Origin of the sequence: Porticoccus sp. (assembly GCF_041592135.1) — a bacterium.
Classification (GTDB): Bacteria; Pseudomonadota; Gammaproteobacteria; order Pseudomonadales; family Porticoccaceae; genus Porticoccus.
In genome coordinates, this window is sequence record NZ_JBFHQR010000024.1 from 1 (window position 1) to 24,139 (window position 24,139).

Here is a 24,139-nt window from a genome sequence, read left to right on the forward strand (position 1 = left end):
CCACCGGATTGTTAGGAGCAGCGTTGGTCATCGCTTTCATGGTCGGGCTCTATGGGCGATGGGGGCTGATTGCGTGCGCCGGTCTGACGGTCAATATCGGACTGGTCTTCGGAATACTGAGCCTGTTGGGCGCAACACTTACTTTGCCGGGTATTGCAGGCATCATTCTGACTATTGGCATGGCGGTGGATGCCAACATTCTGATCAACGAACGGATACGCGAGGAATTACGCTCTGGCCGGTCGGCATGGATGGCTCTAAAAGAGGGGTTTGGTAAGGCCTATCGGACCATCCTGGACTCCAACTTCACGACTCTGATCGCTGTCAGTCTGCTGTTCATGTTTGGTAGCGGCCCGGTGCGAGGGTTCGCTGTCACTATCGGCATCGGCCTGGTTACGTCGATGTTCACGGCCATCGCTATAACGCGGTTGATCATGGAGTGGCGAATCCGGGGCCGAGAACGGGAACCGTTGGTTATTTCGGGTATTGCCTGGCTGGATCACCTGAGCGAGAACGGTGTGAACTTCATGCGAGGCCGGGTAATCGGGTTACTGGTGTCCGCCGTGCTTTCCGTTGTGTCCCTTGCGCTCTTTGTACAGCCAGGTCTGAAGTATGGTGTCGACTTTACCGGCGGGACGGTGGTTGAGGTGCATGCTCAAAGCGTAAGCGTGGAGCAACTGCGCACCACTTTACAGGCACAGGAGGTTACGGATGCAGCCATTCAGGAGGTTGGATCTGACGGCCGATTCCTGATTCGCTTGCCGGCCGAGCCGGGCCCCGACAGAACCACGGCAGAACAGGTTGGTCTGCTCAAGGCTGCCGTCACAGCGGTCGAGCCCAGCGCGAAGTTTCCAAAAGTAGACATGGTGGGTCCCAAAGTCAGCGGCGGTTTCAGCGACGCTACCATTCTCGCTGTTCTGTTGGCTGGTACAGGGATACTGGGCTATCTCTGGTTCCGCTTCGAGTCTCACTTTGCCTTGGCGGCAACCGTGACCATTGCGCTGGATCTGACCAAAACCATCGGTTTTTTTGCGCTTGCCGGGGTGGAGTTCAATCTGACGGCGGTTGCGGCTGTGCTGGCGTTGATCGGGTATTCGGTGAATGACAAGGTCGTTGTATTTGATCGTATCCGGGAAAACATCCGAAAGGCGCCGGAGCGACCAATGCTGGAGTTACTGAATGAAAGCATATCCTCCACGCTCACGCGAACCGTTTTTACATCGGTCACAACCTTCCTTGCCCTGTTACCCATGGGGATTGCTGGCGGCGCAGCGGTGGCGAGTTTCGCGTTGCCCATGCTGTTCGGGATTGTGATCGGGACGAGCTCCTCTGTCTTTATTGCTTCGCCGATACTGTATTATCTGGGCCAGCGGCGTGCCGACAGGGGGCTTCCGCAGTTAAGGCCCACGGCGGAGGAAATCCGAAAAGAGCTGGAACTGATACCTTAAGGAGGTTACCGATGCCAGGCCGGACTCGTTCGCACAGGGAGGAGGCCCGTGTTCGGCATGGCGTCGTATTTACGCTGGCAATCGTGGTACCCGCCCAAAACTCTTCGCCTGAAGGGCAGTACCTGAATAGATGGTCTGCAAGGGTCTTATGGAATTGATCTGAGTGCAAATAGAGAGCTAACGATTGAACAGATAATCAAAAAGGAGCTTGGCGATAGTGAGCCCACAGTGGGGATGGAAACCGTGATCGAAGAAGTAAGGCTCACGATTAGCGATATGCTTGATTACCGGATCAGTACGGTAAACCTCGAACAGACAGGTTGGGCGGGATCAATGCTCGACAATTTAACCAGTATCTAAAGGCAGGGTAATTGATGGACGAAATATGGCTGTGGGTCGGGTTCAATCTGTTTGTCATTGCCCTGCTTGCTCTGGACCTGGGTGTACTACACCGAGGTGAAAAACAGATTACTGTCAGACATGCGTTGTGGCTCAGTCTCTCTTATCTGATGCTTGCCATGATATTCGCAGTCGGCATGTTCGTCTTCATGGGCGAAGCTGAGGGGTACCAGTTTCTCACCGGATATCTGATAGAAAAGAGCCTTAGCGTCGATAATATCTTTGTATTTGTGCTGATTTTTTCCCACTTTGCTGTTCCTCCGCAGTACCAGTATCGCGTGCTCTTCTGGGGGATTCTCGGGGCGCTCGTGATGCGTGGAACACTTATTTTGGTAGGCGCCTCAGTTATCGAGGCGTTTCATTGGGTTATCTATATTTTCGGTGCCTTCCTGATTTTCACCGGGGTCAAGATGTTGGTGACGGTTGGCCAGGAACCTGACGTTGATAATAACCGTATCGTGAGGTTCATGCGCAGCCGCTTCAGAATTACACAGGAGTACTCAGGGTCTCGTTTTTTCGTGATGGCTGAGGGCGTTCGCTATATGACGCCGCTATTTCTGGTTCTGGTCCTCATCGAGCTGACCGATGTGGTGTTCTCGCTGGACTCGATTCCGGCGATCTTTGCCATAACCTCAGATCCGTTCATCGTCTATACCTCCAACGTATTTGCAATGCTGGGATTGAGGGCGCTTTACTTTGCGTTGGCGGGCATCATCCATCGATTCCATTACCTCAAGTACGGATTGTCACTGGTTTTGGTGGTCGTTGGGATAAAAATGATCCTCAACGCATGGTTTGGCACCAAGGTCATTCCCACCGAAGCGGCATTGTTGATTACAGGTGTTCTTATTGGTGGGACGATTCTGTTTTCTATGTGGAAAACGAAGCATCTTGCGCCTGCTGAAGCATCGCAAATGGCAGGTCAGTGGTGGATACCTGGTAGCCCACCAAAAACCGATGACGTGCGAAGCAGAAAACCAGAAGAGTAGATCGACCCTGACAGTCGAGGGTTACGGTCAGCCTTCTGAACAGCTGACTGATAACCCAAGAAATTTCAAACCTATGTCACCTCTGTGAACCAAGGCATCAACGGTGCCCTCCCTCCCAATTCACAGAGAACGATTAGGCATGAATTTGAGGCGGTTTGATCAGCGACTCAGCGGGAAAAATACCCAAGCCTTCGTGGAGCTTCCAGATCATTTTCAAAGTCAGCGAGCGCTTGTGATTTAGGATCTCGTAAACGCGATTTCTTTTGCCGATCATCGGCTTCAGGTCTTTGACGGTTAAGCCCTTGCGTTCCATTTCAAATTTGATCGCTTCTACAGGATCGGGCAAATCCATCGGGAAATGCTTGGCTTCATAAGCCTCAATAAGCGTGACCATGACGTCCAGCTTTTCGCCTTCTGGGGTGTCTGGTCCAGCCCTCATCAGGCCTTTAATTTTTTTAATGCCGTTCGGTAGTCGGCATCAGTTTTAATGGGTTTGATGTCTATAGTCTTTACCTTTCGTTGCTACCTCGGGTGCGACGTCATAGCCATCTCGGCGGTGTTAGTCCAGAGGTCTTTGAACGGGCCTCATTATGAGGCTTGGGAGTGTCTAAATTTTGGGGCAAGTCCAATGGTGATCTGGACAGAGGCCTGTATCGATACCGCCACCTGGTTGAAAATGCCTTTGCACGACTCAAACAGTATCGATCCATTGCCAGCCGATTCGATAAGTTAAAGAGAAATTATGAAAGTATGATCGCCATGGCATGTGGTTTTCTATGGCTACCCATGTGAAACGGCAACTGACCCTAGCTATCCTGGCAACGGGGTCTTTCAAACACAACGCGGCCAAAACTGCGATACGCCACAAGCAATCATACAATTACCATGTTATGGTCATAAAATATCCTTTATTTATATTTCAATATTATTTTCTACTATTTTTTTTACAGAAAAAAATATCATAAAACATATTTTTATCAACTGAGAATATTTATTTCAAACCACCTCCCAATAGACTCGGGAGCAACACCAGAAAAAATCCATAAATTCAAATAAAACAGTGCAATATATGCCGTGTTTGACGATCCGAACGGCCAAAAAATCAGATTTTTCTGTCCCCGTAAAACCCCATTTAAAACAAGACAGTTAGAATGGTTTTCACAAATTTATTGGGCAGAAATATTGATTTTGGTCAAAAAAACGCCCCCGCCATGATTGAACATACAAACGCCCTGGCTAGATACTTTGACGCCTGACGACGACTAACCAAATGGCTTGCGCTTTCCAACGCACCTCGGCTACTACCCAGCCTGTTGGCGCAGGGACAAGCCGAAGAGATCCGCAGCTCTCCTGCTTAGCACGTCGTTAGCCATAAAAAATTACTACCCGATGCCCAGGGCATCGTTATGTTTGAAATAACAAGAGGAGACGGGTATGACTAGTTGGTTTGAACTGAACAAGAATGAAGACGGAAAGTTCGCATTTTCCCTAAAAGGCGATAACGGCGAAACACTGCTGGTCAGCAGTAAACCCTATTTTTCCAAGGGCTCCGCCATGAACGATATCAGCGTGGTCCGCAACAACTGTGCCTACGAGGATCGCTACGAAAGAAAAGAAGCCAATGGCCAGCACTTCTTTAGACTTCAGGCACCGAATCATGATGTTCTCGGCATTAGCCAGAAGTATCCCAGCGCACAACTGCTCGAAAATGCTATTGCACTGGCAAAATCCCAGGGCACGACCAAAGAAGTTAAAGCAAGCGCTTAATGGTTCCCGAGAGGCCCCTTGTCCCGGATACTCCGGGCCAAGGGTCTCGCACCGACACCTCTCTTTAGCCCTTGGGGCTTGAAGCGGGCTTTTTTTGCGGGCCAGATTCGCACAGGGCCTCGTCCCGGCAGGGTGCAGGTGACGACATCCCTGATTGCTTCCTTCCCGACAATTTGTGTCACTCGGGGCATCTCCTACCTCTGCCCTGTTTAACCTTCCGCCGTCATCCCCTTCGAAAAATCATTTTATAGATTGCATTTCAATCAGTTACAAGCCTTTTAAACCATGGCCACGGAATGCGTTCATTCCGCCACAGTGGTTCGGTTTTTGCACGACAAAGGGTCTGGACAGACGTTCTCTACCCAATGAGGCCCCCACCATGAATATGATGTCTTCCGTCAGCCGTGTTGCCGACTTGCCCGCCCCTGCCGACGCACTCCTGGTCGCGTTTGCCTCCGGGGACGGGGATATGGTCGACCAGCACTTTGGATCTGCCAGTGCGTTTTACCTTTATGAGGTCAGCACAGACAACGCTGTGCTGCTGGCCAGACAGGCCTTTGGCACTGAAAAGAAAGACTGCAATGAAGACAAACTGAAACCCAGGCTTGCCTGGTTGGCAGGCGCGGACATTGTCTATTGCGGTTCTGTCGGAGGGTCTGCCACCAGGCAGCTTGTCGCCCTCGGCATCAATCCCATCCAGGTCAAGGGCGGGCCGGATGTGGAGGAACTGATCGAGGGGCTGCAGCGCCAACTCAACGGCTCACCGGAGTTCTGGCTGGCCAATATTCTCAAACAGAAGCAGAAAACGTCCGCAGCTGCCCGCTTCGACGCCATGGATGAAGAGGGTTGGGAAGAATAATCTACAGTGGACGTCCTCAACCTGATTACCCCGCTCGAAGGCGAACTCAAGGCAGCGGTTAAACTCCGCCCCCAGCAACAACCGGATTGCTGGCTGCTGGAGGTTGCCCTGTTCCACAGCGGAGATCCCGCCGGCTCAACCCGTTTCACACTCAACGGCTACAGCCGTGAAGAGGCGGAACGCCTTGCCCGCAACATCAAAAGCAATCAGTTCATGATGCGCGAGATCGATGAGCAGCTGCGAGGTGACGGCGATTGATTCCCCCTGCCCACTCTCCCCGCAACCCGCAACCCGCAACCCGCAACCCGCAACCCGCAACCCGCAACCCGCAACCCGCAACCCGCAACCCAGACACAAAACCCGCCATTAAACCGGCTGCCAGGACGGCGATCGTGCCGGTGTAGCCGCGTCACTTTGCCGCAGCGGCGCCAAAATAGAATCCTTTTACATCGAGGTGAAGTCCGGTTGGCAGCTCAGGCGAGGCGCACCGCAACCCTCGTTGCCGGACGGGCAGGCAGAGTTCTTATGGCCTGTCGCCACCCGCCACTGCGGGGTGGGCATTTTTATCTGGGCAGCCCTGTGGCTGGCAGCTCAGGCCGGGAGAGTACCTCACGAATGGCTCGCTCCTCCCTGCCAAGGCGTTTGAACAGCCCGTCCACTGCTTTCCCCGCCACGTAGGCGCCCAATTCATCGCTCGCCACCAGGCCGCCAAGTTCTTCACCCTGTTCCTTGAATGTCTCGACCTCTTGCTCCAGTTCAAGCAGGTCGCGGTAAGCGGCCACCGCACCGCTTTCCTCCAGCTTTCTATCCACCTCCGGCAATACGGCAGCCAGCACTGCATCCTCCGCACGACCGCGCAGGTAATCTGTCGCCGCCGTGCCATCGCCGTCCAGCAGAATCGCCATCTCCCGGGAATTGAGTCCGGCCACCAGTTCCTGCAGCACCGGCCCGGCACCGGGGATCGCCTGTTCCGCCGCCCGGTTCATGAGAATCTCCAGCGCCGCGGCTTCCGGGTTGGCCTGCAGGTCTCGCGCCACGCCGATCACCATACCCAGCGGGGGCGGCAACAATATCCGCACCAGCGGGTCATCCAGGTAGCCCCCCGCAACCCCCAGCGCCGTGACAACGGTGCCGATTCCCCGCCCCAACTGGCGGCCGAATTCTGCCGCCACACTCTGCTGCAGTTTGTCCTGGGCAAGCTGCTGCCAGCCATTGATCGAGGGGGTACAGGCCGCCAGCAACAGGCTGGCGGCAAAAATCCACAGGTTGCGTCGCATAGATAGACAGGGGTCCAAAAAATTGCCGGAACCGGCATAACGGCCAGGATGGCCAGAGCGGGGCCATTCTATCACCTCTCCCCTTTCAGCGAATAGCGGCGCAGCTGTCACCCGCTCACGAACCCCCGATCTCCGCAACCACTATTTCCCCGCTTTGCTTCGCGCCATCAATGTGTAAACTGGCTGCACTCCTTTCCGGGCCACGGGAAAATGCCATGAAAAAACTGCTGATTGTTTTCGCCGCCGGCTGTGTCGGCGCACTGGTCAACAGCCTTACCGTCTGGCTGTTTGGCGACGCCGGTATTTCGGCAGCATTAGGTGTCGCCATCGCACCGGGCCTTTCGCCCCAGTGGCTTTACCCGAGGCTCGTCTGGGGCGGGCTCTGGGGACTGCTGTTTGCCCTGCCCATGTTGCAATCGCGGCTGTTCTGGAAGGGCACCCTGCTCAGTCTGCTGCCGACAGCGGTGCAACTGTTCATCATCTTCCCATTCAAAGCGCACCAGGGCATCGCCGGACTGGAACTGGGTCTGCTGACGCCGCTGCTGGTGCTGTTTTTCAACTGGGTATGGGGCATAGCCACTGCCCTGACCATCCGGCTGGCAAAATAACCTTTCACCATTCTGACAAATACCCGTAACAACACCAGACAGGCACATAGGGGTTACCATGAGTACTCAGATCAACCGACAAGTGATTCTCAAGTCACGTCCCACGGACATTCCCCAGGCTGAACACTTCGAGATCATTGAAACCGCTGTCCCCGACATCACCGCGGGCCAGATTCTGGTGCGCAACCTCTACCTGTCGGTGGAACCGGCCATGCGCGGCTGGGTCAGCGCCGTGGCCAACTACTCGGAACCTGTGCCTCTGGGGGGCGTGATGCGCGCCCTGACAGTGGGCAAGGTGGTCAAGTCCCGCCATCCGCAGTACCAATGCGGCGACATCGTCACCGGCATGTTTGGCTGGCAGGACTACGCCGCCATTGCCGGCGAGGCCGTGCAGCGCAAAGTCGAGGACAATGGCCTGCCGATCTCCACGGCCCTGGGCGTGCTGGGCATCAACGGCGTCACCGCTTACTTCGGCCTGCTGGAGGTGGGCCAGCCAAAACCCGGCGACACCCTGGTGGTGTCCACCGCGGCCGGTGCCGTGGGTTCCTGCGTCGGGCAACTGGCCAAACTGTACGGCTGCCGCACTGTCGGCATCACCGGGGGGCCGGAAAAAGTCCGCCTGTGCCGGGAGGCGTTCCAATACGATGCCGCCATCGACTACCGCCACGACAATCTCGACGAGGCACTGGCAAAGGCCTGCCCGAACGGCGTGGATGTGTATTTTGACAACACCTGCGGCGCCATCAGCGATGCGGTGATGAAGCGGATCAATGTCGGCGCACGCATCGTCCTGTGCGGCACCGCCGCCATTACCAATTGGGACCCGATCCCTCTCGGCCCCCGGGTGCAGCGGCAACTGCTGGTGAACCGCGCCCACATGCAGGGCTTCCTGGTGTTTGATTACGCCGCTCGTTACGGCGAAGCCATTGCCGCACTGACTCCCTGGATTCGCGACGACAAAATCTGTTACCGGGAGGATATCCTGGACGGCATCGACAAAGCGCCCGATGCCATTGCCAGCCTGTACCGCGGCGACAACCTGGGCAAGCGGCTGATCCGCATCGCTGACAAGACCGCCTGAGACCATTGGCCAACACTTTGCGCCCGCCCCGACGGGCGCTATAGTGGCCCGATCCACAGCTATTCCTAATAATTCCAACACAGGGATGACGCGATGAAACTCGAATCACTGGCACTGCACTGCGGTTACGAATCCGAGCCAACCACCAAGGCGGCGGCGGTACCCATCTACCAGACCACCTCCTACACCTTTGATGACACCCAGCACGGCGCCGACCTGTTCGACCTCAAAGTGCAGGGCAACATCTACACCCGCATCATGAATCCCACCACCGCCGTATTGGAGCAAAGAATGGCGGCGATGGAGGGCGGTATCGGCGCCCTGGCGGTGGCCTCGGGCATGGCGGCAATCACCTACGCGATCCAGTGCCTCTGCACGGTGGGGGACAACATTGTCAGTACCAGCCAGCTCTATGGCGGCACCTACAATCTGTTCGCTCACTCCCTGCCCAACCAGGGCATTGAGGCGCGCATGCTGGCCCACGACAATTTCGAGGGCTTCGAAAAGGCCATCGACGCTAAAACCAAGGCGATTTTCTGCGAGTCCATCGGCAACCCGGCGGGCAATATCGTCGATATCGCAAGACTGGCAGACATTGCCCGGCGCGCGGGCGTTCCCCTGATCGTGGACAACACCGTGGCGACCCCCTTCCTGTGCCGCCCGATTGAGCTGGGCGCGGACATCGTGGTGCACTCCCTGACCAAATATATAGGCGGTCACGGCACCTCCATCGGCGGCATCATTATCGATTCCGGCAAATTCGACTGGGCCACCCACCGGCAACGCTTTCCCATTTTCAGCCAGCCGGATCCCTCCTACCACGGCGTGGTCTACACCGAGGCGCTGGGACCAGCGGCCTTTATCGGCCGCTGCCGGATAGTGCCGCTGCGCAACACCGGTGCCGCCCTGTCACCCATGAACAGTTTCCTGATTCTGCAGGGGCTGGAAACCCTGGGGCTGCGGATGGAACGCCACTGCGCCAACGCCGAGCAGGCCGCCCGCTATCTGCAGGTACACCCCAAGGTGACTTGGGTCAATTACGCCACCCTGCCGGACAGCCCCTACCACGCCACCTGCCAGAAAATCACCGGCGGCAAGGCCTCCGGCATTCTCAGTTTCGGCATCCGAGGTGGCCGCGAAGCCGGCGCCCAGTTTATCGATGCGCTACAGATGATTCTGCGGCTGGTCAATATCGGCGATGCCAAGTCGCTGGCCTGTCATCCCGCCACCACCACCCACCGCCAGCTCAATGACGCAGAACTGGCAAAGGCCGGCGTCAGTAGCGATTTGGTCCGCCTCTCCATCGGCATTGAAAACATCGACGACATCATTGCCGATATTGCCCAGGCCCTGGATGCCGTGTCCTGACACGCCCAGCCGTTCCCGGGGCGGTCACTTCCGGCGATTGGCTGCTCCGGGTTACTGCGGTAAGGTAGCTACCACTCTCCCTGACACCTCGGACACCCCCAGCGCATGCCCGCTTCCTATCTTTTGGACATCATTGCCCTACTGATTGCCGCGGTAGTGGCCGTGCCATTGGCCCAGGCACTGAGACTGGGTGCAGTACCAGGTTTTTTGCTGGCGGGGATCATTGTCGGTCCTTCGGGGTTCGGGCTGATCAGCAATATCAGTGACATCGGCCACCTGTCGGAGATCGGCGTGGTGTTCCTGCTGTTTGTCATCGGCATCGAAATGAAGCCCACCCTGTTGTGGCAGATGCGGCAACTGGTATTCGGCCTCGGTTCCCTGCAGGTACTGTTCACCGGCCTGCTGTTTAGCGCACTCGCCTATGTCTGCTTTGACATCCCGGCCAATGCGGCCATCCTGATAGGTCCCACCCTGGCGCTGTCATCCACCGCCTTCGTGGTACAGCTGATCGCCGGGCAAAAACTAATCACCTCCAGCTACGGTCGCTCGTCCATCGCGGTGCTGTTGATGCAGGACCTGGCGGTGGTGCCGCTGCTGGCACTGGTCCCGCTGTTGTCAGCGCCGGCGCTGGCGATTGATGAAGATATCTGGCTCACGCTGATCGAATCGGTGTCGATTGTCGCCATGGTGGTGGTGCTGGGCCGCGTCTTTCTCCACCCGATCCTGCACCGGGTGGCCCTGTCCGGCAGCCCGGAAGTGTTCACCGCCTCGGCGGTACTGATGGTAATGGGCACGGCACTGGCCACGGAACAGGCCGGACTGTCCATGGCCATGGGGGCATTCCTGGCGGGGATGATGATCTCCGACTCGTTCTATCGCCATCAGGTGATTGCCGAAATCCAGCCCTTCCGCGGTCTGCTGCTGGGGCTGTTTTTCATGTCCATGGGCATGTCCCTGAACGTCCAGCTGCTGGTCGAGAAACCGCTGCTCACGTTCGCCCTGCTCGCCCTGATGATCGCAGTCAAGGTCGCGGCGCTTTTTCCGGCGAGCCTGCTGTTTGGACTGAAAACTAAGACCAGCCTGGCCATAGCGCTGATTCTGGCCCAGAGCGGTGAGTTTTCGCTGGTGCTGTTTTCCCTCTCACACCAGTCGGGACTACTGCCCACAGAACTGTTTCAGCAGCTGCTGCTGGTCGTGCTACTGAGTATGCTGATCACCCCGCTGCTGGCCCGCTGGGCGGAGAGGCTGGCCAGGGCACCGGAGTACAGAATGGAACCGGCTGACCAGGATATCCATGAGGCCCCCATCGTGCTGGCCGGATTCGGTCGGGTCGGCCACACCATCGGCGAAATACTGGAAAGATCGGACAAGGCCTTTGTGGCGCTGGACAGCGATGCCTCCAATGTCGGTCGAGCGCGCGCCAACGGCCACCCGGTTTTCTTTGGCGATGTGCGCAAACCGGAGGTGTTGAAATCCGCTGGCGCCAGCAATGCCAAAGTCATCATTGTGACCATCAACGACCCGGAGGCCACCGAGGAGATCGTCTCCTCCCTGCGCAAAACCTACCCGGACAAACTGGTTTACGCCCGCGGCCACAGCCTGCCCCAATGCCAGCTTCTCAGCCAGCTCGGCGCCACCGGGGTGGTCTCAGAGAACATCGAGGCCAGTCTGGAGCTGGCGCGCATGGCGCTTTCAAGCCTGGGCGAGGAGAGCGACAAACTGAACAGTACCATTGAAGATTTCCGTCGCACCTGCCACAGCCGCATCGCCGCTACCGAGCGCGGCCACGCCGACGGCACCCTTGAAAAACACCCTTGAATGGCCGTTGCGAATAAAAAAAGATTTCGCTTCCCCTTTCATAACAAACCCTCTATAGTGGCAACAGCTAGAAAGTAAGCCCTATCTTTATGTACACCACTTCGTCGTCCTTAGCACCTCGTCCTGTTTCCATAACTACTAGTAATACTTCCAGCGACACCGCCTTGAACAAGGTTTTTTTCAAATACAAATTTACAGGATAGAGTTATGTCTACTGTTACCGGCACCGTGAAATGGTTTAACGAATCAAAAGGTTTTGGTTTTATCGAGCGCGAATCTGGCCCCGATGTGTTTGCTCACTTCAGCGCCATTTCCAGCTCAGGCTTCAAAACCCTGGTAGAAGGCCAACGTGTTCAGTTTACTGTCACCCAGGGACAAAAAGGTCCCCAGGCTGAAAACATCGTCGTCATTTGATGACTGATGTTCCTCCACTTCGGTGGAGGAGATAAACATAAAGGGCAAGGTATGTGATACCTTGCCCTTTTTTGTTTACTACCTCTATACCGGCTATCCTGCTAATACCCTATAACAAGATCGCAGGAGAATCTTATGAGCACCGAGCTGAACTTTGAAGGCGTGACCCGCGTCAACTGGAAAGATGTGGAGCCGGTGGAACTCCTCCCGGGCATCACCGAAAGAAAAATCTGGACAGGTGAAAACGGCAGCTGGGCCGCGGTCTATGAATTCGCACCCGGAGCAAAATTCCCCGGGATTGACTTGCACGCGAGCGGACCGGAACAGATCTACGTGATTTCGGGCATCTTCGGCGGCGGCAGGGAAGACTATCGCGAAGGCGACTTCGTACACCAACCCAAAAACACCTCACATATGCCACAGTCAGAAACGGGCTGCACCCTACTGGTGATATACCCTGAGGGATAAAAACTTTGCGTAGTGTGTGGCGTCGGGCCGACCACTCTGCGTGCCAACCCCTTCCCACCGGAGAATTTATGTCATCTCTACGCGTACGCTACCAGACCATCGAGTTTGGCGAAGTGGATATCCATGTGCGCACCCTGCGAGATAACCAGGAATTTGACGACACCGGCGGCGCCGCAGCACAGCTCGGCATCTCTTCCGCCAGCTGGCCGCTGTTTGGCATTGTCTGGGATTCCGGCAAGGTGCTCGCTCACCATATGTTTGATTATGAGATCCGTGGCAAACGCATTCTGGAGGTGGGTTGCGGCATCGGACTGGCCAGCCTGCTACTGAGCCACCGCCAGGCAGATATCACCGCCACCGACTATCATCCGGAAGCGGGCCATTTCCTGGAAGAAAATGTGCGCCTCAACGAAGGCGAAGACATTCCGTTTGTGCGCACCGGCTGGGCCGATGAGAATGTGGACCTGGGACTGTTTGACCTGATCATCGGCAGTGATGTGCTCTACGAACGGGAACACGTGGCACTGCTGTCCGAATTTATCGACCAGCACGCCCAGCCCCACTGCGAAGTGGTCATCGTCGATCCCGGCCGCGGACACCACGCCCCGTTCAGTAAAAAAATGATCCAGCTCGGCTACCGTCACAGCCAGCACCAGCCCGAAGCGGCCGACTACCTGTCACAGCCCTTCCGCGGCCAGATCATTGAATACCTGCGCCAATAAAACCCTACAGGCCCAGTTCCGTCAGCCCCGGGTGATCGAGGGGCCGCGGACCCGGCGGCCAGTGAAACAACCGCTCCACCTCACTGATCGGCACATCGTTAATGCTCGCGTGGCGCACTTTCATCAAACCGTTTTCGGCAAAGGCCCAGTTCTCATTGCCGTAGGAGCGGAACCAGTTGCCCGCCGCATCCCGCCACTCGTAGGCGAAGCGCACCGCGATGCGGTCATCACTGTGCGACCAGATCTCCTTGATCAACCGATAATCCAGTTCCCGCGACCACTTGCGCTCGAGAAAGGCAACGATGTCTGCGCGCCCGCAAACAAACTCGGAGCGGTTGCGCCAGCGGGAATCCTCCGTGTAGGCCAGTGACACCGCCTGTGGATCCCGACTGTTCCAGGCGTCTTCCGCCTTGCGCACCTTCAGCACGGCATCTTCGTAATGGAAAGGCGGCAGCGGCGGCCGAACTTGCTCACTCATCGCAATACTCCCATCGCGGAGGCAATGCCGGTCCGGGCGATCACCAGCTTTTATAGGGCAGGAACTTGCCATTCAGGGTGAGCAGCACCCTGTCACCCTTCGGATCTTCGATCTTATCGACTTCCATGGAGAAGTCGATGGCGCTCATGATGCCATCACCGAATTTTTCCTGGATGACTTCCTTCAGGGTGTCGCCGTAGACCCCGACAATTTCGTAGAGGCGGTAGATCAACGGATCGTTGGGCACCGCCTTGTCCCAGGTCTTGGTGGGAAAGGCCTCCAACGCTTTGGCCACTTCCGGTCCCAGCCCCAGGTATTCGGCGATAGCGGCGGCTTTTTCCGGCGGCGCGCTGTTCATACCGAGGCAGGCCGAGGTGAGCCACACCGGCGACATGCCCAGGTCACCGGCCATGCTTTCCCAGCTCAGGCCCTTGGCCAGCTTGGTGCTGACAATCGTTTCAGTCATGGTAAGTTTGTCCATAGTAACTCCTGTGTGTTTCAAATGGCGGCGCGAAAAGTCGCCGACTGTGGTTGTTCATCGACGGCACTTCCATCGCTGGCGGGATCGACATGCCGGGTGACTGCCTCGCCCCCGCCCTGGGCGCCGGACAACTGCCCGGAGCGCTTGACCAGGAAATTCACCAGGTAATTGCGAATTTTGTAATAGGCCGGATCGTTGATGATGGTGCCGCGATCCCGCGGCCGGGGCAGGTTGATTTTCACCGACTCCGCCACCCGCGCATGGGGGCCGTTGGTCATCAGCAGCACCCGATCCGCCAGCAGAATAGCCTCGTCCACATCGTGGGTGATCATGAACACGGTCTGCTGTGTTTCACTCCAGATCTTGATCAACTCGTCCTGAATCATGCCCCGGGTCAATGCGTCCAGGGCCCCGAAGGGCTCGTCCAGCAACAGCAGCTTGGGGCTGGTGGCAAAGGCGCGGGCGATACTGACCCGCTGGCGCATGCCGCCCGACAACTGCGAGGGCTTCTGGTGCAGGGAGTGAGACAAGCCCACCATCGACAGGAAGCGACCGCTGTGCACCTCCACCTCGCTCCGGCTCCAGCGGGGCCAGCGCGCCCTGACCCCAAAACTGACGTTCTGCAAGGCGGTCAGCCAGGGCAGCAAGCTGTAGTTCTGGAATACCACGCCGCGCTCCAGGCTGGGACCGATGGCTTCCTTGCCATCCATGATCAGGGTCCCGGAAGTGGGGGTATCCAAGCCGGCCATGACATTGAGGATGGTGGATTTGCCGCACCCGGAATGGCCGATAATGCAGACGAACTCCCCCCTGTCGAGGCCAATATTGGCGTTTTCAAACACCACCAGATCCTGATCCTTGCCGGGGTATACCTTGGACAGGCCCTCGACACTGACAAAATGACTGCTCATCCACTACTCCTCGTACTGCACCAGTTTCGCCACCGCTGCCAGTGCCATGTCCAGCAACATGCCGACAATACCGATCATCAGGATGGAAAAAATCACACTGTTGAGATCCAGGTTGTTCCACTCGTTCCAGACGTAGTAGCCAATGCCGGTGCCGCCCACCAGCATCTCCGCCGCGACAATCACCAGCCAGGCAATGCCGATGGAAATGCGCATGCCGGTGAGAATGGTGGGTGCCGCCGCCGGCAGGATCACCAGGAAAGCCGTTTTCAGCTGGCTCAGCTCATGGGTCCTGGCCACCTTGATCCAGTCCCCCCTGACATTGGCCACGCCAAACGCGGTGTTAATCAGCATCGGCCAGATGGAACAGATAAAAATCACAAAGATGGCGGAGCGCTCCGAGTCCTTGATAATGAACAGCGCCAACGGCATCCAGGCCAGCGGTGAAATGGGCCTCAGCACCTGGATAAACGGGTTGAGCGCCCGATACATCAGCGGCGACATGCCGATCACAAAGCCCAGCGGAATCGCCACCAGTGCCGCCGCCAGGTATCCGGTCAGCACCCGGTACAGGGAATAGGCCAATTGGATACCGATACCCTTGTCATTGGGGCCGGCATCATAGAAGGGGTTGCTCAATTCATCCCAGGCATGTCCGAGCACCTGAGAGGGCGGGGGCACCCGGGCCTCCTGATCGGCACCCCCCATCAGCAGCTCGTACTCCGACAGCGCCGCGGTCGCCTCCGGGGGCGGGTTCAACGCCTCCCAGAGGCCCAGCGCCAACGCCAGTATCACCAGGGACAGCAACAGCGCCCTCATGTTCAGAGAGGCCATATCACACCTTCTTAATGGCAAAGCTGTTGATGTATTCCTCGGGCTTGGTGTAGTCGAAGGTTTTGCCCATGATGCTGTAGTTCTGGTAGGTTTTGCTCGGTGGGGTGTAACCCAACTCCTGCATCACCTTGCCGGTTTCGGAGGCCACATAGACCTGCTCGGCGATGCCGTTGTAGTCGATATCCCCGCTGATATAACCCCAACGCTTCATCTGGGTGAGAATCCACACCGCCATGGAGTGCCAGGGAAACGGATCGAAGTCGATGCGGTCGGGCACGTCGTAGACTTTTTTCTCGATGCCGTCGACATAGCGACCGGTTAGCACCTGCCTGACCACCACTTCCGGCTGGTTCAGGTAGTTTTTCGGCGAGATCGCCCTGGCGATTTCCTCACGATTTTCCGCTTTCGAAGAGTAATGGGTGGCATCGACGATGGCCCTGAACAGGGCGGCGTAGGTGTTGGGCATTTCGGTGGCGAACTTCTGACTGCAGGCAAAGGCGCAGCAGGGGTGACCCTCCCAGATGTCCTTGGTGAGAATGTGCAGGAAGCCGACCTTCTCGAATACCGCCCGCTGGTTAAAGGGATCGGGGGACAGGTAACCATCCAGGTTGCCCGCCTTCAGGTTGGCCACCATTTCCGGCGGCGGCACCACCCGGATCTGGATATCCTTGTCGGGATCGAGACCGTGCTCCGCCACGTAATAGCGCAGCAGGAAATTGTGCATGGAGTAATCGAACGGCACGCCGAACTTGAAGCCCTTCCACTGTTTCGGATCGCGCTTGTCCAGGTGCTTGTTGTGCAGCACGATGGCCTGGCCGTTGATATTTTCCACCGCCGGCATGATGTAGGGCGTGGCGGTGGAACCGGCGCCGATGGACATGGCCAGCGGCATCGGGGTCAGCATGTGGGAGGCGTCGTACTCGCCGTTGAGGGATTTGTCCCGCGCCACCGCCCAGCCGGCGGTCTTGATCACATCCACATCCAGCCCGTACTTGGCGTAGAAGCCCATGGGCTGGGCCATGATGATCGGCGTGGCACAGGTGATCGGCACAAAGCCGACTTTGAGCTTGGTTTTTTCCAGCGGCCCCATGGACTCTTTTACCGCGGCCTTCACCTGATCCATGGGAATCAAGCTGCCCAGCACCGCCGCCAGGGTGCCGCCACCCACCATGCGGATAAAATTGCGGCGGCTGGTATCGCTGTGGCCGAACACCCCCCGCACGATGGCGCTCTCCACCACCCGATCCATGAGGTCCTCGGAACTGTCAAAGGCCTCGTCCACACCGCGCCGCCGCCCATCATGGGCGGCGCCACTGTCTGCCTGCCGCTCCAGTAGCGCAAGCCGTTGCTGGTCGGTCAGTCCCCGCGGGTTTGCGGCTTCGGCCCGACAAACCTGACAGGAGCAATCACTGGTATGGATCAGACTGTTGTCGGCATCATAGGGGTTGCCCAAACTCTTGTTCGCCATGATTCACTTTCCTCTCTGCTCAGCTTTAGGTTGCACACCATTGGTGCAGGGAACATCTGCCCGACGCCGCCATCACTACCAGGGCGCGCAGGGTTTAGCCTGATTACTGCACCTTTGGTGCCAACCTGTAAAAATAAATTCAACCATATGACTTATAAAGAAAAAAATTACTGAAACCCGCCGCACAAAAAACGACTAAAAATCGTAATTCACGATATTTCGGGTTATCTGGCACGATTTTTCGTAACGGTTGGCGTGAAAATTGAAAGATCGAAGGAGACGCCGCCTCCTATGCAGAAAGCCCATGCAGCAAACGCCTTTTTTCAATTACTCGGCCACCGCCCAATTGGTCGTCGACCCGTTCAACGACCGCTTGCTCGGCAGCAATCAGGAGGCCTGTCGACTGCTACACATGGATATGCTGGAAATCCAGAAGGTCCGCCCCAGCCAGCTTTTTTCCGCCAACCTGCCGGGGCTGATTGTGTTTACCCAGGCGCTGTTGGAAAAAGGCCGGGGCTGGTGCGACCACCTGCTGCTGCACGCCGGGGGAGAAGAATTGCGACTCGAAATCAGCGGTCGCTGTGCCCAGTACGGAGAACAGCCAACCCTCTATCTCAGCCTGCAAAAGGCCGACGAGTTGCAACAGCTCCGGGAGCGCTCCACCGCCGAGCGGCACTACCTGTCCGGCATCGGCCACTGGAACCGGGTATCCCAGGTGTTCCAGGAGTTCGAGCGGGAGAACCAGCTGCTGCTCGACGCGGCGGGCGATGGCATCTACGGTGTCGACTCCAAGGGCATCACCAGCTTTGTCAATCCGGCGGCAGAACGCATTCTGGGGTATCGCGCCGAGGAGCTGGCGGGGCGCAACATGCACAGCATGGTGCACCACTCCCACGCCGATGGCAGCCACTTCCAAGTGGAGGAGTGCCCGATTTTCGAGGCCTTTCGCGATGGCACCGTCCACCAGGTGGTGGACGACACGTTCTGGAGCAAATCGGGCAAACCCATCGATGTGGAATACACCAGCACCCCGATCCAGGACAACGGCTTTATCGTTGGCGCCGTGGTCATTTTTCGCGATATCTCCCAGAAAAAAGCTGACAAGAAGCGGCTGCTGGAAGCCCTTGCCGAAGTGGAGACCCTGAAAAACCAGCTGGAGCTGGAAAACGCCTACCTGCAGGAGGAGATCAATTCCGAATTCAACCACCACCAGATCATCGGCAAGAGCGCCGCGGTACAGCATATCCTGCAGAAGATCGAACTGGTGGCACCCACCAGTTCCACCGTGTTGATCAGCGGTGAATCCGGCACCGGCAAGGAACTGATTGCCAGGGCCATCCACGAAATGAGCCAGCGCTGCCAACGCTCGCTGATCCGCGTGAACTGTGCCGCCATTCCGGCGGACTTGTTCGAAAGCGAATTTTTTGGTCACGCCCGCGGCGCCTTTACCGGCGCCACCAGCGACCGACCGGGGCGCTTCGAACTGGCCAGCGGCGGCACCCTGTTCCTCGACGAGGTGGGTGAAATCCCCCTGCACCTGCAGGGCAAACTGTTGCGGGTGTTACAGGAGCAACAGTTCGAACGGGTGGGAGAGTCCCGCACCCGCCACGTGGACGTGCGCATCATCACGGCCACCAATCGCAACCTGAAGGAATTGGTACAGCGCGGGCAATTTCGTGAAGACCTCTATTTCCGCCTCAACGTGTTTCCCATCGAGTCCGTGCCGCTGCGGGAAAGGCGCGACGATATCCCCCTGCTCACCCAGCACCTGCTGCAAAAAAGCTGCACCCGCGCCAACAAGCCCGGGCTGAAGATCCCCCTCAGTGAACTGGAAAAACTCAGGCGCTATCACTGGCCCGGCAATATTCGCGAACTGGAAAATGTCATTGAACGGCAGGTCATTCTGGCCCAGGGCCACACCCTGCGATTTGATGACCTGGTCAGGCGGGACACCCCGCCAACGCCTGCGGCGGACAGCAATGCAACCGGAGCGATTTTTACCGCATCAGAACTGCAACAACAGGATCGTCGCAACCTGTTGGTTGCCCTGGAAAAATGTCGGGGCAAGGTATTCGGCAGCGGCGGCGCGGCGGAATTGCTGGGTATCAAACCGACCACGCTGGCTTCCCGTATCAAGAAATACCGCATTGATGCCCGGCAATTTAAACCAGGGGGCAGCTAGCCATATAACCCGGCTGCAACTAGGGCCCGCAACCCACCTTAACCTCTTGCCCCCTCCTTTAGTCTAATTGCCAGACGCCTCCTGCCGCTTCCAGAATGCCCCGGCGCAACATTTGGCGGCTAGTGAGGAGCAAGCCATGATTTACCGGGGAAGCTGCCACTGCGGCGCCGTCACCTTCGAGGCCGAGGCACCGGAACAGGTTGAAGTGGAGGACTGCAACTGTTCCATCTGCGCCAAGTCCGGCTACCTGCACCTGATCGTGCCAAAGAAAAACTTCAGACTGTTGAGCGGCGAGGCGCAGCTGCAGACTTACACCTTTAATAGTGGCGTGGCCAAACACACCTTTTGTCGTATCTGCGGTATCAAGCCGTTTTACATCCCCCGCTCCAACCCGGATGGCGTGGACGTGAATCTGCGCTGCTTGAATGAACAGCCAAAATCCATAACCATTGTCCAGTTCGACGGGCAGAACTGGGAACAGCACGCCCACCGCCTGGCCCATAAAAGCCGGGAACCACAATAAAACCACACCCATTGCCCGCCCCTTAGAAAATAATGACAAGGGCCGGTAACCAATAGCGAGAGGGGATAACCATGAGTGATTCACTGCGCCATGCGGCGGATACCGTCCTGCACAATGCCGTTCACCAGGCGGGCGGTGCGCCCGGGGTGGTGGCCATGGTCACGGACCGACAGGACAATTTCTACGAAGGTGCCGCCGGGGTCAGGGAAATGGGCAGTGAACAGCCCATGACCACGGATTCCGTGTTTGCCATTTTCTCCTGTACCAAGGCGTTGACCGGCACCACATTGATGCAACTGGTGGAGGAAGGGCTGGTCAGTCTGGACGACCCCGCCAGGGACTATGTGCCGGAAATTGCCGATATCCAGGTACTGGAGGGCTTCGACAGCAGCGGCCAACCCAGGCTTCGGCCACCGAAATCCGACATCACCCTGAACCAGTTGATGCTGCACACCGCCGGGTTTTCCTACGAGTTTTTCAGTTGCGACGACCTGGCCTTCCGCACCGCCAGGGAAACCCCCACGGTGGTATCGAGCACCTTTGACGGCATCAAAACCGTGCTGCTGTTCGAGCCCGGCGAGCGCTGGGCCTATGGCGTCAACATCGACTGGATCGGTAAGGTGGTGGAAGCGGTGCGAGGGAAGCGCCTGGGGCAGGTGATGCAGGAGCGCATCTTTGCACCGCTGGCGATGCACGACAGCGCCTTCGCCATCACGCCGTCCATGCAATCGCGGCTGGCCAGCCTGCACAGCCGCGCCGAGGACGGCCAACTGGCACCCTGGGATCTGATCCTGCCACAGCCCCCGGAAATGGACATGGGCGGCCACGGCCTGTATGCCACGGTAGGCGATTACATGAAATTTATCCGTATGTTGCTGAACGATGGCGACGGCCCCAATGGCCGGGTGTTGCAAGCGGAGACCGTGGCAAAGATGGCGAAAAACGGCCTGGACGGCCTACAGAGCGGCGGCTGGAGCAGCTCCATCCCATCGCTGTCCAATGACGGGGAATTCTTTCCCGGCCTGAAAAAATCCTGGGCCTATACCTTTCAGGTCAATGAAGAACCTACGCCGTCGGGCCGCCCGGCCGGGCAACTGATGTGGGCGGGACTGGCCAACCTGTTCTACTGGATCGATCGCAAGAATGGCATTGGCGGAATGTGGGCCTCGCAGATACTGCCGTTTCAGGATATCGCCTCATACCCGGGTTTTGTGGATTTCGAGTCGGTGGTCTATCGCCACCTGACATAATCAGACCCGCAACGAAAAAGGCCCGGACACCATCAATCAGACAGCGTCCGGGCCTTTTGTGTCGCTTATAGTTTCAACTATCCCATGGTGCCCCAACTGGAGCGGGATGAGTTGCTGCGGGCTTTGTCACCGCCGGAGCGACGGCCTTGGCCCTGCGGTCGGCTGTCACGATTACTGCCGGGACGGCTATCTCTGCTCGCACCGGGACGGCTGTCTCGACCAGCCGCTGGACGGCTATCACGATTGCCGCTGGCAGCACCATCGCGGTTGCCACTCGGACGACCATCGCGCTGCCCACTGGGGCGACTATCTCTGCCAGCACCCGGACGGCTGTCGCGGTTGCCGCCAGGGCGACCACTGCGAACACCTTCACTGCGGCGCTGCCCGGAGGGACTTGAAACACGACGGGCACCGCCATTGCCACTGCTGCGACCGTTCTGAATCGGCTCCGCACGAATACTCGGGTCCGGCTCAAAACCTTTCACCCGGACCTTGGGGACTTCCTTGTTCAGGACACGCTCAATGTCGCGCAACAATTTGTGCTCATCGACACAGACCAGGGATATCGCTTCACCCTCATTACCGGCACGGCCGGTACGACCGATGCGATGCACGTAGTCCTCGGGCACATTGGGCAGCTCAAAGTTGACCACGTGGGGCAACTGGTCGATGTCGAGACCGCGGGCGGCGATATCCGTCGCCACCAGCACGCGAACCGAACCTTTCTTGAAATCTGCCAGCGCCTTGGTGCGGGCACCCTGACTCTTGTTGCCGTGAATCGCCGCCGCGCTCAGGCCATCCTGTTCCAATTGCTGGGCCAGCCGATTGGCGCCGTGCTTGGTGCGGGTAAACACCAGCACCTGGCGCCAGTCGCCGTCACCAATCAGGTAGGACAGCAATTCGCGCTTGCGGTTTTTGTCCACCAGGTGAACCACCTGTTCAACCCGCTCGGAAGCGGTATTGCGGCGCGCGACTTCGATCAAAACGGGCTTGTTCAGCAGGCCATCCGACAGCTGCTTGATCTCGTTGGAAAAAGTGGCAGAAAACAACAGGTTCTGACGCTGCTTGGGCAATAGCGCCAGCACCTTGCGGATATCGTGGATGAAGCCCATGTCGAGCATGCGATCCGCTTCATCCAGCACCAGAATTTCCACCTGGGAAAGATCCAGGGTGCGCTGGTTGACATGATCCAGCAGGCGACCCGGTGTCGCCACCAGGATATCGATGCCACGGCGCAGCATGGAAATTTGCGGGTTGATATTCACCCCGCCAAAAATGATGCCAGACTTGATCGGCAGGTGTTTGCCGTAAGTATTGACACTCTCACCCACCTGGGCGGCCAACTCGCGGGTCGGGGTCAGTACCAGCGCCCGCACCGGGCGACGTCCCTCGACAGGCTTGCGCGCACTCAGCAGCTGTAACAGCGGCAGGGTAAAGCCGGCGGTTTTACCGGTGCCCGTCTGGGCTCCCGCCAAAACATCGCGCCCGGTCAATACTACGGGGATCGCCTGAGACTGAATGGGGGTGGGTTCACTATAGCCTTGATCGGAAACAGCACGCAACAATTCGGCCGACAGGCCGAGTTCAGAAAACAACATATAAATTTTAACTCCGGGACCGGCCTATCCATGCACTGGGCACAGAAACGGTCTTAGGCAGGAAACATTTGCTTAGGGGGGTGTCGGGGAAAACCAAAGAGGGAAAACCGGGGACACATCAGGTACCGACCGATGGGTACCGTGAGTGGCGACTATAGCAGCATGGCCAGGACAAGTCTAAGGGTATTCGCATTCAATACGGCACACCACAGCATGGGATGGAATACGGGCGCTCGGCTGTATCATTTTAGAAAGGCCCGACAAACCCGGTTCCGCGCAAGCAAACCACGCCCGCAGGCACCAAGCCGCGACCGGCCAACCACTGGCCAGGACTGCGCCAGGACTGCGCCGCGCCGTCGGTAACGACATCGGGGCCACCGCGCTGGCCCTGTCGTGCGCACCGGCCACCACAGCAAAAAAGCCCGGCATAGCCGGGCTTTTTTATGTTCCGCCTAATTCCGCGGGAACATCTAGTCCTTGTTAAACAGGCCCTTGAACCCGCCGATTTTGTCTTCGACCTGCTGCTTGACCTGGTCGCCGGCATCCTTCAGCACCCTGGCATTGGCAACGGCCCCGGCCGCGCTCTTGTTGATGGCCGCCAGCACCTGGCTGACCACCTCGGCGGTGCTGGCACCGTTGGATTTTTCACCAATGCCGGTCAGGTGGATATCCGGCAGTGCCAGCGCCACTGCCTTGTCACCCAACAACGGGTTGCTGTAGCTCATCTTGCCGGCGGTAATCTGCAGGTCGCGGATAATCAGTTTTTTCTCCGCCCCCTCACCGCTCTCCTCCGCCGCGGCACCAGCGCTGCCACCGGTTGCCTGCTCCACATTCTTTTGCAGCTGTGCCAGGTTGGTAGTGCCATGGGCAGATTCATAGGTAATTTCCGGCGCCACGATACGCATACTGTTGAGGACAATGGTGTCCGTGGTCACGGATTGCGGATCCACGGACAGGAAAATTTCGCCGAGGGAAAACGCGCTGGGGGTTTTAAAGCCCGCGGGGTTGCCCACCACCAGGCCATGCAGGCTGCCTTCCCCGGAGGCCAGGGACAGCTCCACATCGTCCAGGGTCACGGCGGACTGGGTCAGTTTCGGACCAATGTTTTCAACGGCCGCTTTGATGCCTTTATCGAGATTGAGGATGGCAAACACCACCACCAGCAAGACCACCACAACCAATACGGCGATAACTTTCAC

At 57.7% G+C, this 24,139-nt stretch carries 24 protein-coding genes and 1 pseudogene; 16 read left to right on the plus strand and 9 right to left on the minus strand.

Annotated features, from left to right (window positions below; translation table 11 throughout):
- Together secF and ABY948_RS04140 are read left to right on the plus strand one after the other, a co-directional pair.
- Nucleotides 1-1,448, plus strand: a 1,448-nt coding sequence (gene secF / locus ABY948_RS04135) for a protein translocase subunit SecF (protein ID WP_461481249.1), incomplete at its 5' end; no start/stop codon positions are given.
- A 374-nt stretch (nucleotides 1,449-1,822) separates the two neighbouring features.
- Nucleotides 1,823-2,836: a TerC family protein gene (locus tag ABY948_RS04140; protein ID WP_461481250.1), complete on the plus strand. Its 1,014-nt coding sequence runs from the start codon at nucleotides 1,823-1,825 to the stop codon at nucleotides 2,834-2,836.
- A gap of 133 nt (nucleotides 2,837-2,969) precedes the next feature.
- Here ABY948_RS04140 and ABY948_RS04145 read toward each other — a convergent pair whose 3' ends face one another.
- On the minus strand, nucleotides 2,970-3,230 hold the full coding sequence (locus ABY948_RS04145; RefSeq protein WP_461481251.1) for a helix-turn-helix domain-containing protein: 261 nt from the start codon (nucleotides 3,228-3,230) through the stop codon (nucleotides 2,970-2,972).
- Nucleotides 3,231-3,463: 233 nt separating this feature from the next.
- Between ABY948_RS04145 and ABY948_RS04150 the strand changes: the two are divergent.
- The 4 genes and pseudogenes from ABY948_RS04150 to ABY948_RS04165 form a co-directional block, all read left to right on the plus strand.
- A pseudogene (locus tag ABY948_RS04150) lies at nucleotides 3,464-3,628 on the plus strand (IS5/IS1182 family transposase); the annotation flags it as partial.
- A gap of 642 nt (nucleotides 3,629-4,270) precedes the next feature.
- A complete protein-coding gene (locus ABY948_RS04155; RefSeq protein WP_461481252.1) occupies nucleotides 4,271-4,603 on the plus strand; it encodes a YegP family protein in 333 nt (110 codons plus the stop codon).
- A gap of 379 nt (nucleotides 4,604-4,982) precedes the next feature.
- Nucleotides 4,983-5,462 (plus strand): NifB/NifX family molybdenum-iron cluster-binding protein, encoded by a 480-nt coding sequence (locus tag ABY948_RS04160; protein ID WP_461481253.1) that lies wholly within the window; start codon nucleotides 4,983-4,985, stop codon nucleotides 5,460-5,462.
- A 6-nt stretch (nucleotides 5,463-5,468) separates the two neighbouring features.
- Nucleotides 5,469-5,720, plus strand: a complete 252-nt coding sequence (locus tag ABY948_RS04165; RefSeq protein WP_461481254.1) for a hypothetical protein — start codon at nucleotides 5,469-5,471, stop codon at nucleotides 5,718-5,720.
- 305 nt (nucleotides 5,721-6,025) lie between these two features.
- On the opposite strand, the gene ABY948_RS04170 is transcribed toward ABY948_RS04165, so the two are convergent.
- On the minus strand, nucleotides 6,026-6,739 hold the full coding sequence (locus ABY948_RS04170; RefSeq protein ID WP_461481255.1) for a DUF4197 domain-containing protein: 714 nt from the start codon (nucleotides 6,737-6,739) through the stop codon (nucleotides 6,026-6,028).
- Nucleotides 6,740-6,954: 215 nt separating this feature from the next.
- Between ABY948_RS04170 and ABY948_RS04175 the strand changes: the two genes are divergently transcribed.
- From ABY948_RS04175 to ABY948_RS04205, 7 genes are all read left to right on the plus strand, one after another.
- Nucleotides 6,955-7,347 carry a hypothetical protein gene (locus ABY948_RS04175; RefSeq protein ID WP_461481256.1) on the plus strand — a complete coding sequence of 131 codons (393 nt, stop codon included), beginning with the start codon at nucleotides 6,955-6,957 and terminating at the stop codon, nucleotides 7,345-7,347.
- A gap of 58 nt (nucleotides 7,348-7,405) precedes the next feature.
- Nucleotides 7,406-8,428, plus strand: coding sequence for an NADP-dependent oxidoreductase (locus tag ABY948_RS04180; RefSeq protein ID WP_461481257.1), 1,023 nt, complete (start codon nucleotides 7,406-7,408; stop codon nucleotides 8,426-8,428).
- A gap of 93 nt (nucleotides 8,429-8,521) precedes the next feature.
- Nucleotides 8,522-9,796 carry an O-acetylhomoserine aminocarboxypropyltransferase/cysteine synthase family protein gene (locus tag ABY948_RS04185; protein WP_461481258.1) on the plus strand — a complete coding sequence of 425 codons (1,275 nt, stop codon included), beginning with the start codon at nucleotides 8,522-8,524 and terminating at the stop codon, nucleotides 9,794-9,796.
- 105 nt (nucleotides 9,797-9,901) lie between these two features.
- On the plus strand, nucleotides 9,902-11,614 hold the full coding sequence (locus ABY948_RS04190; protein WP_461481259.1) for a cation:proton antiporter domain-containing protein: 1,713 nt from the start codon (nucleotides 9,902-9,904) through the stop codon (nucleotides 11,612-11,614).
- Between the two features lie 207 nt (nucleotides 11,615-11,821).
- Complete coding sequence (locus ABY948_RS04195; RefSeq protein ID WP_461481260.1) at nucleotides 11,822-12,028, plus strand: cold-shock protein; 207 nt, start codon at nucleotides 11,822-11,824, stop codon at nucleotides 12,026-12,028.
- A 135-nt stretch (nucleotides 12,029-12,163) separates the two neighbouring features.
- The gene (locus ABY948_RS04200; RefSeq protein ID WP_461481261.1) at nucleotides 12,164-12,496 is read left to right on the plus strand and encodes a cupin domain-containing protein; all 333 of its coding nucleotides are present in this window, start codon (nucleotides 12,164-12,166) and stop codon (nucleotides 12,494-12,496) included.
- A 68-nt stretch (nucleotides 12,497-12,564) separates the two neighbouring features.
- Nucleotides 12,565-13,218 carry a class I SAM-dependent methyltransferase gene (locus tag ABY948_RS04205; protein ID WP_461481262.1) on the plus strand — a complete coding sequence of 218 codons (654 nt, stop codon included), beginning with the start codon at nucleotides 12,565-12,567 and terminating at the stop codon, nucleotides 13,216-13,218.
- Nucleotides 13,219-13,222: 4 nt separating this feature from the next.
- On the opposite strand, the gene ABY948_RS04210 is transcribed toward ABY948_RS04205, so the two are convergent.
- From ABY948_RS04210 to ABY948_RS04230, 5 genes are read right to left on the minus strand one after another with little or no spacing between them, the layout of a single operon-like run.
- Entirely contained in the window at nucleotides 13,223-13,696 is a 474-nt protein-coding gene (locus tag ABY948_RS04210) for a nuclear transport factor 2 family protein (RefSeq protein WP_461481263.1), read from the minus strand.
- Between the two features lie 40 nt (nucleotides 13,697-13,736).
- Entirely contained in the window at nucleotides 13,737-14,177 is a 441-nt protein-coding gene (gene cynS / locus ABY948_RS04215) for a cyanase (RefSeq protein ID WP_461481264.1), read from the minus strand.
- A gap of 17 nt (nucleotides 14,178-14,194) precedes the next feature.
- Complete coding sequence (locus tag ABY948_RS04220; protein WP_461481265.1) at nucleotides 14,195-15,088, minus strand: ABC transporter ATP-binding protein; 894 nt, start codon at nucleotides 15,086-15,088, stop codon at nucleotides 14,195-14,197.
- A gap of 3 nt (nucleotides 15,089-15,091) precedes the next feature.
- Nucleotides 15,092-15,919: a nitrate ABC transporter permease gene (gene ntrB / locus ABY948_RS04225; protein ID WP_461481266.1), complete on the minus strand. Its 828-nt coding sequence runs from the start codon at nucleotides 15,917-15,919 to the stop codon at nucleotides 15,092-15,094.
- A gap of 1 nt (nucleotide 15,920) precedes the next feature.
- Entirely contained in the window at nucleotides 15,921-17,387 is a 1,467-nt protein-coding gene (locus tag ABY948_RS04230) for an ABC transporter substrate-binding protein (RefSeq protein ID WP_461481267.1), read from the minus strand.
- Nucleotides 17,388-17,691: 304 nt separating this feature from the next.
- Between ABY948_RS04230 and ABY948_RS04235 the strand changes: the two genes are divergently transcribed.
- The 3 genes from ABY948_RS04235 to acmB all read left to right on the plus strand — a co-directional run bounded on the left by ABY948_RS04235 (nucleotide 17,692) and on the right by acmB (nucleotide 21,342).
- Entirely contained in the window at nucleotides 17,692-19,569 is a 1,878-nt protein-coding gene (locus ABY948_RS04235) for a sigma 54-interacting transcriptional regulator (RefSeq protein ID WP_461481268.1), read from the plus strand.
- A gap of 136 nt (nucleotides 19,570-19,705) precedes the next feature.
- Nucleotides 19,706-20,092, plus strand: coding sequence for a GFA family protein (locus tag ABY948_RS04240; protein WP_461481269.1), 387 nt, complete (start codon nucleotides 19,706-19,708; stop codon nucleotides 20,090-20,092).
- Between the two features lie 71 nt (nucleotides 20,093-20,163).
- On the plus strand, nucleotides 20,164-21,342 hold the full coding sequence (acmB, locus tag ABY948_RS04245) for a methyl acetate hydrolase AcmB (protein WP_461481270.1): 1,179 nt from the start codon (nucleotides 20,164-20,166) through the stop codon (nucleotides 21,340-21,342).
- A 77-nt stretch (nucleotides 21,343-21,419) separates the two neighbouring features.
- On the opposite strand, the gene rhlE is transcribed toward acmB, so the two are convergent.
- Both rhlE and ABY948_RS04255 read right to left on the minus strand, forming a co-directional pair.
- On the minus strand, nucleotides 21,420-22,940 hold the full coding sequence (gene rhlE / locus ABY948_RS04250; protein WP_461481271.1) for an ATP-dependent RNA helicase RhlE: 1,521 nt from the start codon (nucleotides 22,938-22,940) through the stop codon (nucleotides 21,420-21,422).
- A gap of 470 nt (nucleotides 22,941-23,410) precedes the next feature.
- On the minus strand, nucleotides 23,411-24,139 hold a 729-nt coding region (locus tag ABY948_RS04255; RefSeq protein ID WP_461481272.1), incomplete at its 5' end, for a hypothetical protein.

Coding starts and splice junctions, on each gene's coding strand:
- ABY948_RS04195 (WP_461481260.1), top strand. CDS start 11,822: ATGTCTACTGTTACCGGCACCGTGAAATGGTTTAACGAATCAAAAGGT.
- ABY948_RS04205 (WP_461481262.1), top strand. CDS start 12,565: ATGTCATCTCTACGCGTACGCTACCAGACCATCGAGTTTGGCGAAGTG.
- ABY948_RS04220 (WP_461481265.1), bottom strand. CDS start 15,088: ATGAGCAGTCATTTTGTCAGTGTCGAGGGCCTGTCCAAGGTATACCCC.
- ABY948_RS04230 (WP_461481267.1), bottom strand. CDS start 17,387: ATGGCGAACAAGAGTTTGGGCAACCCCTATGATGCCGACAACAGTCTG.
- ntrB (WP_461481266.1), bottom strand. CDS start 15,919: ATGGCCTCTCTGAACATGAGGGCGCTGTTGCTGTCCCTGGTGATACTG.
- ABY948_RS04140 (WP_461481250.1), top strand. CDS start 1,823: ATGGACGAAATATGGCTGTGGGTCGGGTTCAATCTGTTTGTCATTGCC.
- acmB (WP_461481270.1), top strand. CDS start 20,164: ATGAGTGATTCACTGCGCCATGCGGCGGATACCGTCCTGCACAATGCC.
- ABY948_RS04180 (WP_461481257.1), top strand. CDS start 7,406: ATGAGTACTCAGATCAACCGACAAGTGATTCTCAAGTCACGTCCCACG.
- ABY948_RS04200 (WP_461481261.1), top strand. CDS start 12,164: ATGAGCACCGAGCTGAACTTTGAAGGCGTGACCCGCGTCAACTGGAAA.
- ABY948_RS04185 (WP_461481258.1), top strand. CDS start 8,522: ATGAAACTCGAATCACTGGCACTGCACTGCGGTTACGAATCCGAGCCA.
- ABY948_RS04145 (WP_461481251.1), bottom strand. CDS start 3,230: ATGGTCACGCTTATTGAGGCTTATGAAGCCAAGCATTTCCCGATGGAT.
- ABY948_RS04240 (WP_461481269.1), top strand. CDS start 19,706: ATGATTTACCGGGGAAGCTGCCACTGCGGCGCCGTCACCTTCGAGGCC.
- cynS (WP_461481264.1), bottom strand. CDS start 14,177: ATGGACAAACTTACCATGACTGAAACGATTGTCAGCACCAAGCTGGCC.
- ABY948_RS04190 (WP_461481259.1), top strand. CDS start 9,902: ATGCCCGCTTCCTATCTTTTGGACATCATTGCCCTACTGATTGCCGCG.
- rhlE (WP_461481271.1), bottom strand. CDS start 22,940: ATGTTGTTTTCTGAACTCGGCCTGTCGGCCGAATTGTTGCGTGCTGTT.
- ABY948_RS04155 (WP_461481252.1), top strand. CDS start 4,271: ATGACTAGTTGGTTTGAACTGAACAAGAATGAAGACGGAAAGTTCGCA.
- ABY948_RS04235 (WP_461481268.1), top strand. CDS start 17,692: ATGCAGCAAACGCCTTTTTTCAATTACTCGGCCACCGCCCAATTGGTC.
- ABY948_RS04170 (WP_461481255.1), bottom strand. CDS start 6,739: ATGCGACGCAACCTGTGGATTTTTGCCGCCAGCCTGTTGCTGGCGGCC.
- ABY948_RS04175 (WP_461481256.1), top strand. CDS start 6,955: ATGAAAAAACTGCTGATTGTTTTCGCCGCCGGCTGTGTCGGCGCACTG.
- ABY948_RS04160 (WP_461481253.1), top strand. CDS start 4,983: ATGAATATGATGTCTTCCGTCAGCCGTGTTGCCGACTTGCCCGCCCCT.
- ABY948_RS04210 (WP_461481263.1), bottom strand. CDS start 13,696: ATGAGTGAGCAAGTTCGGCCGCCGCTGCCGCCTTTCCATTACGAAGAT.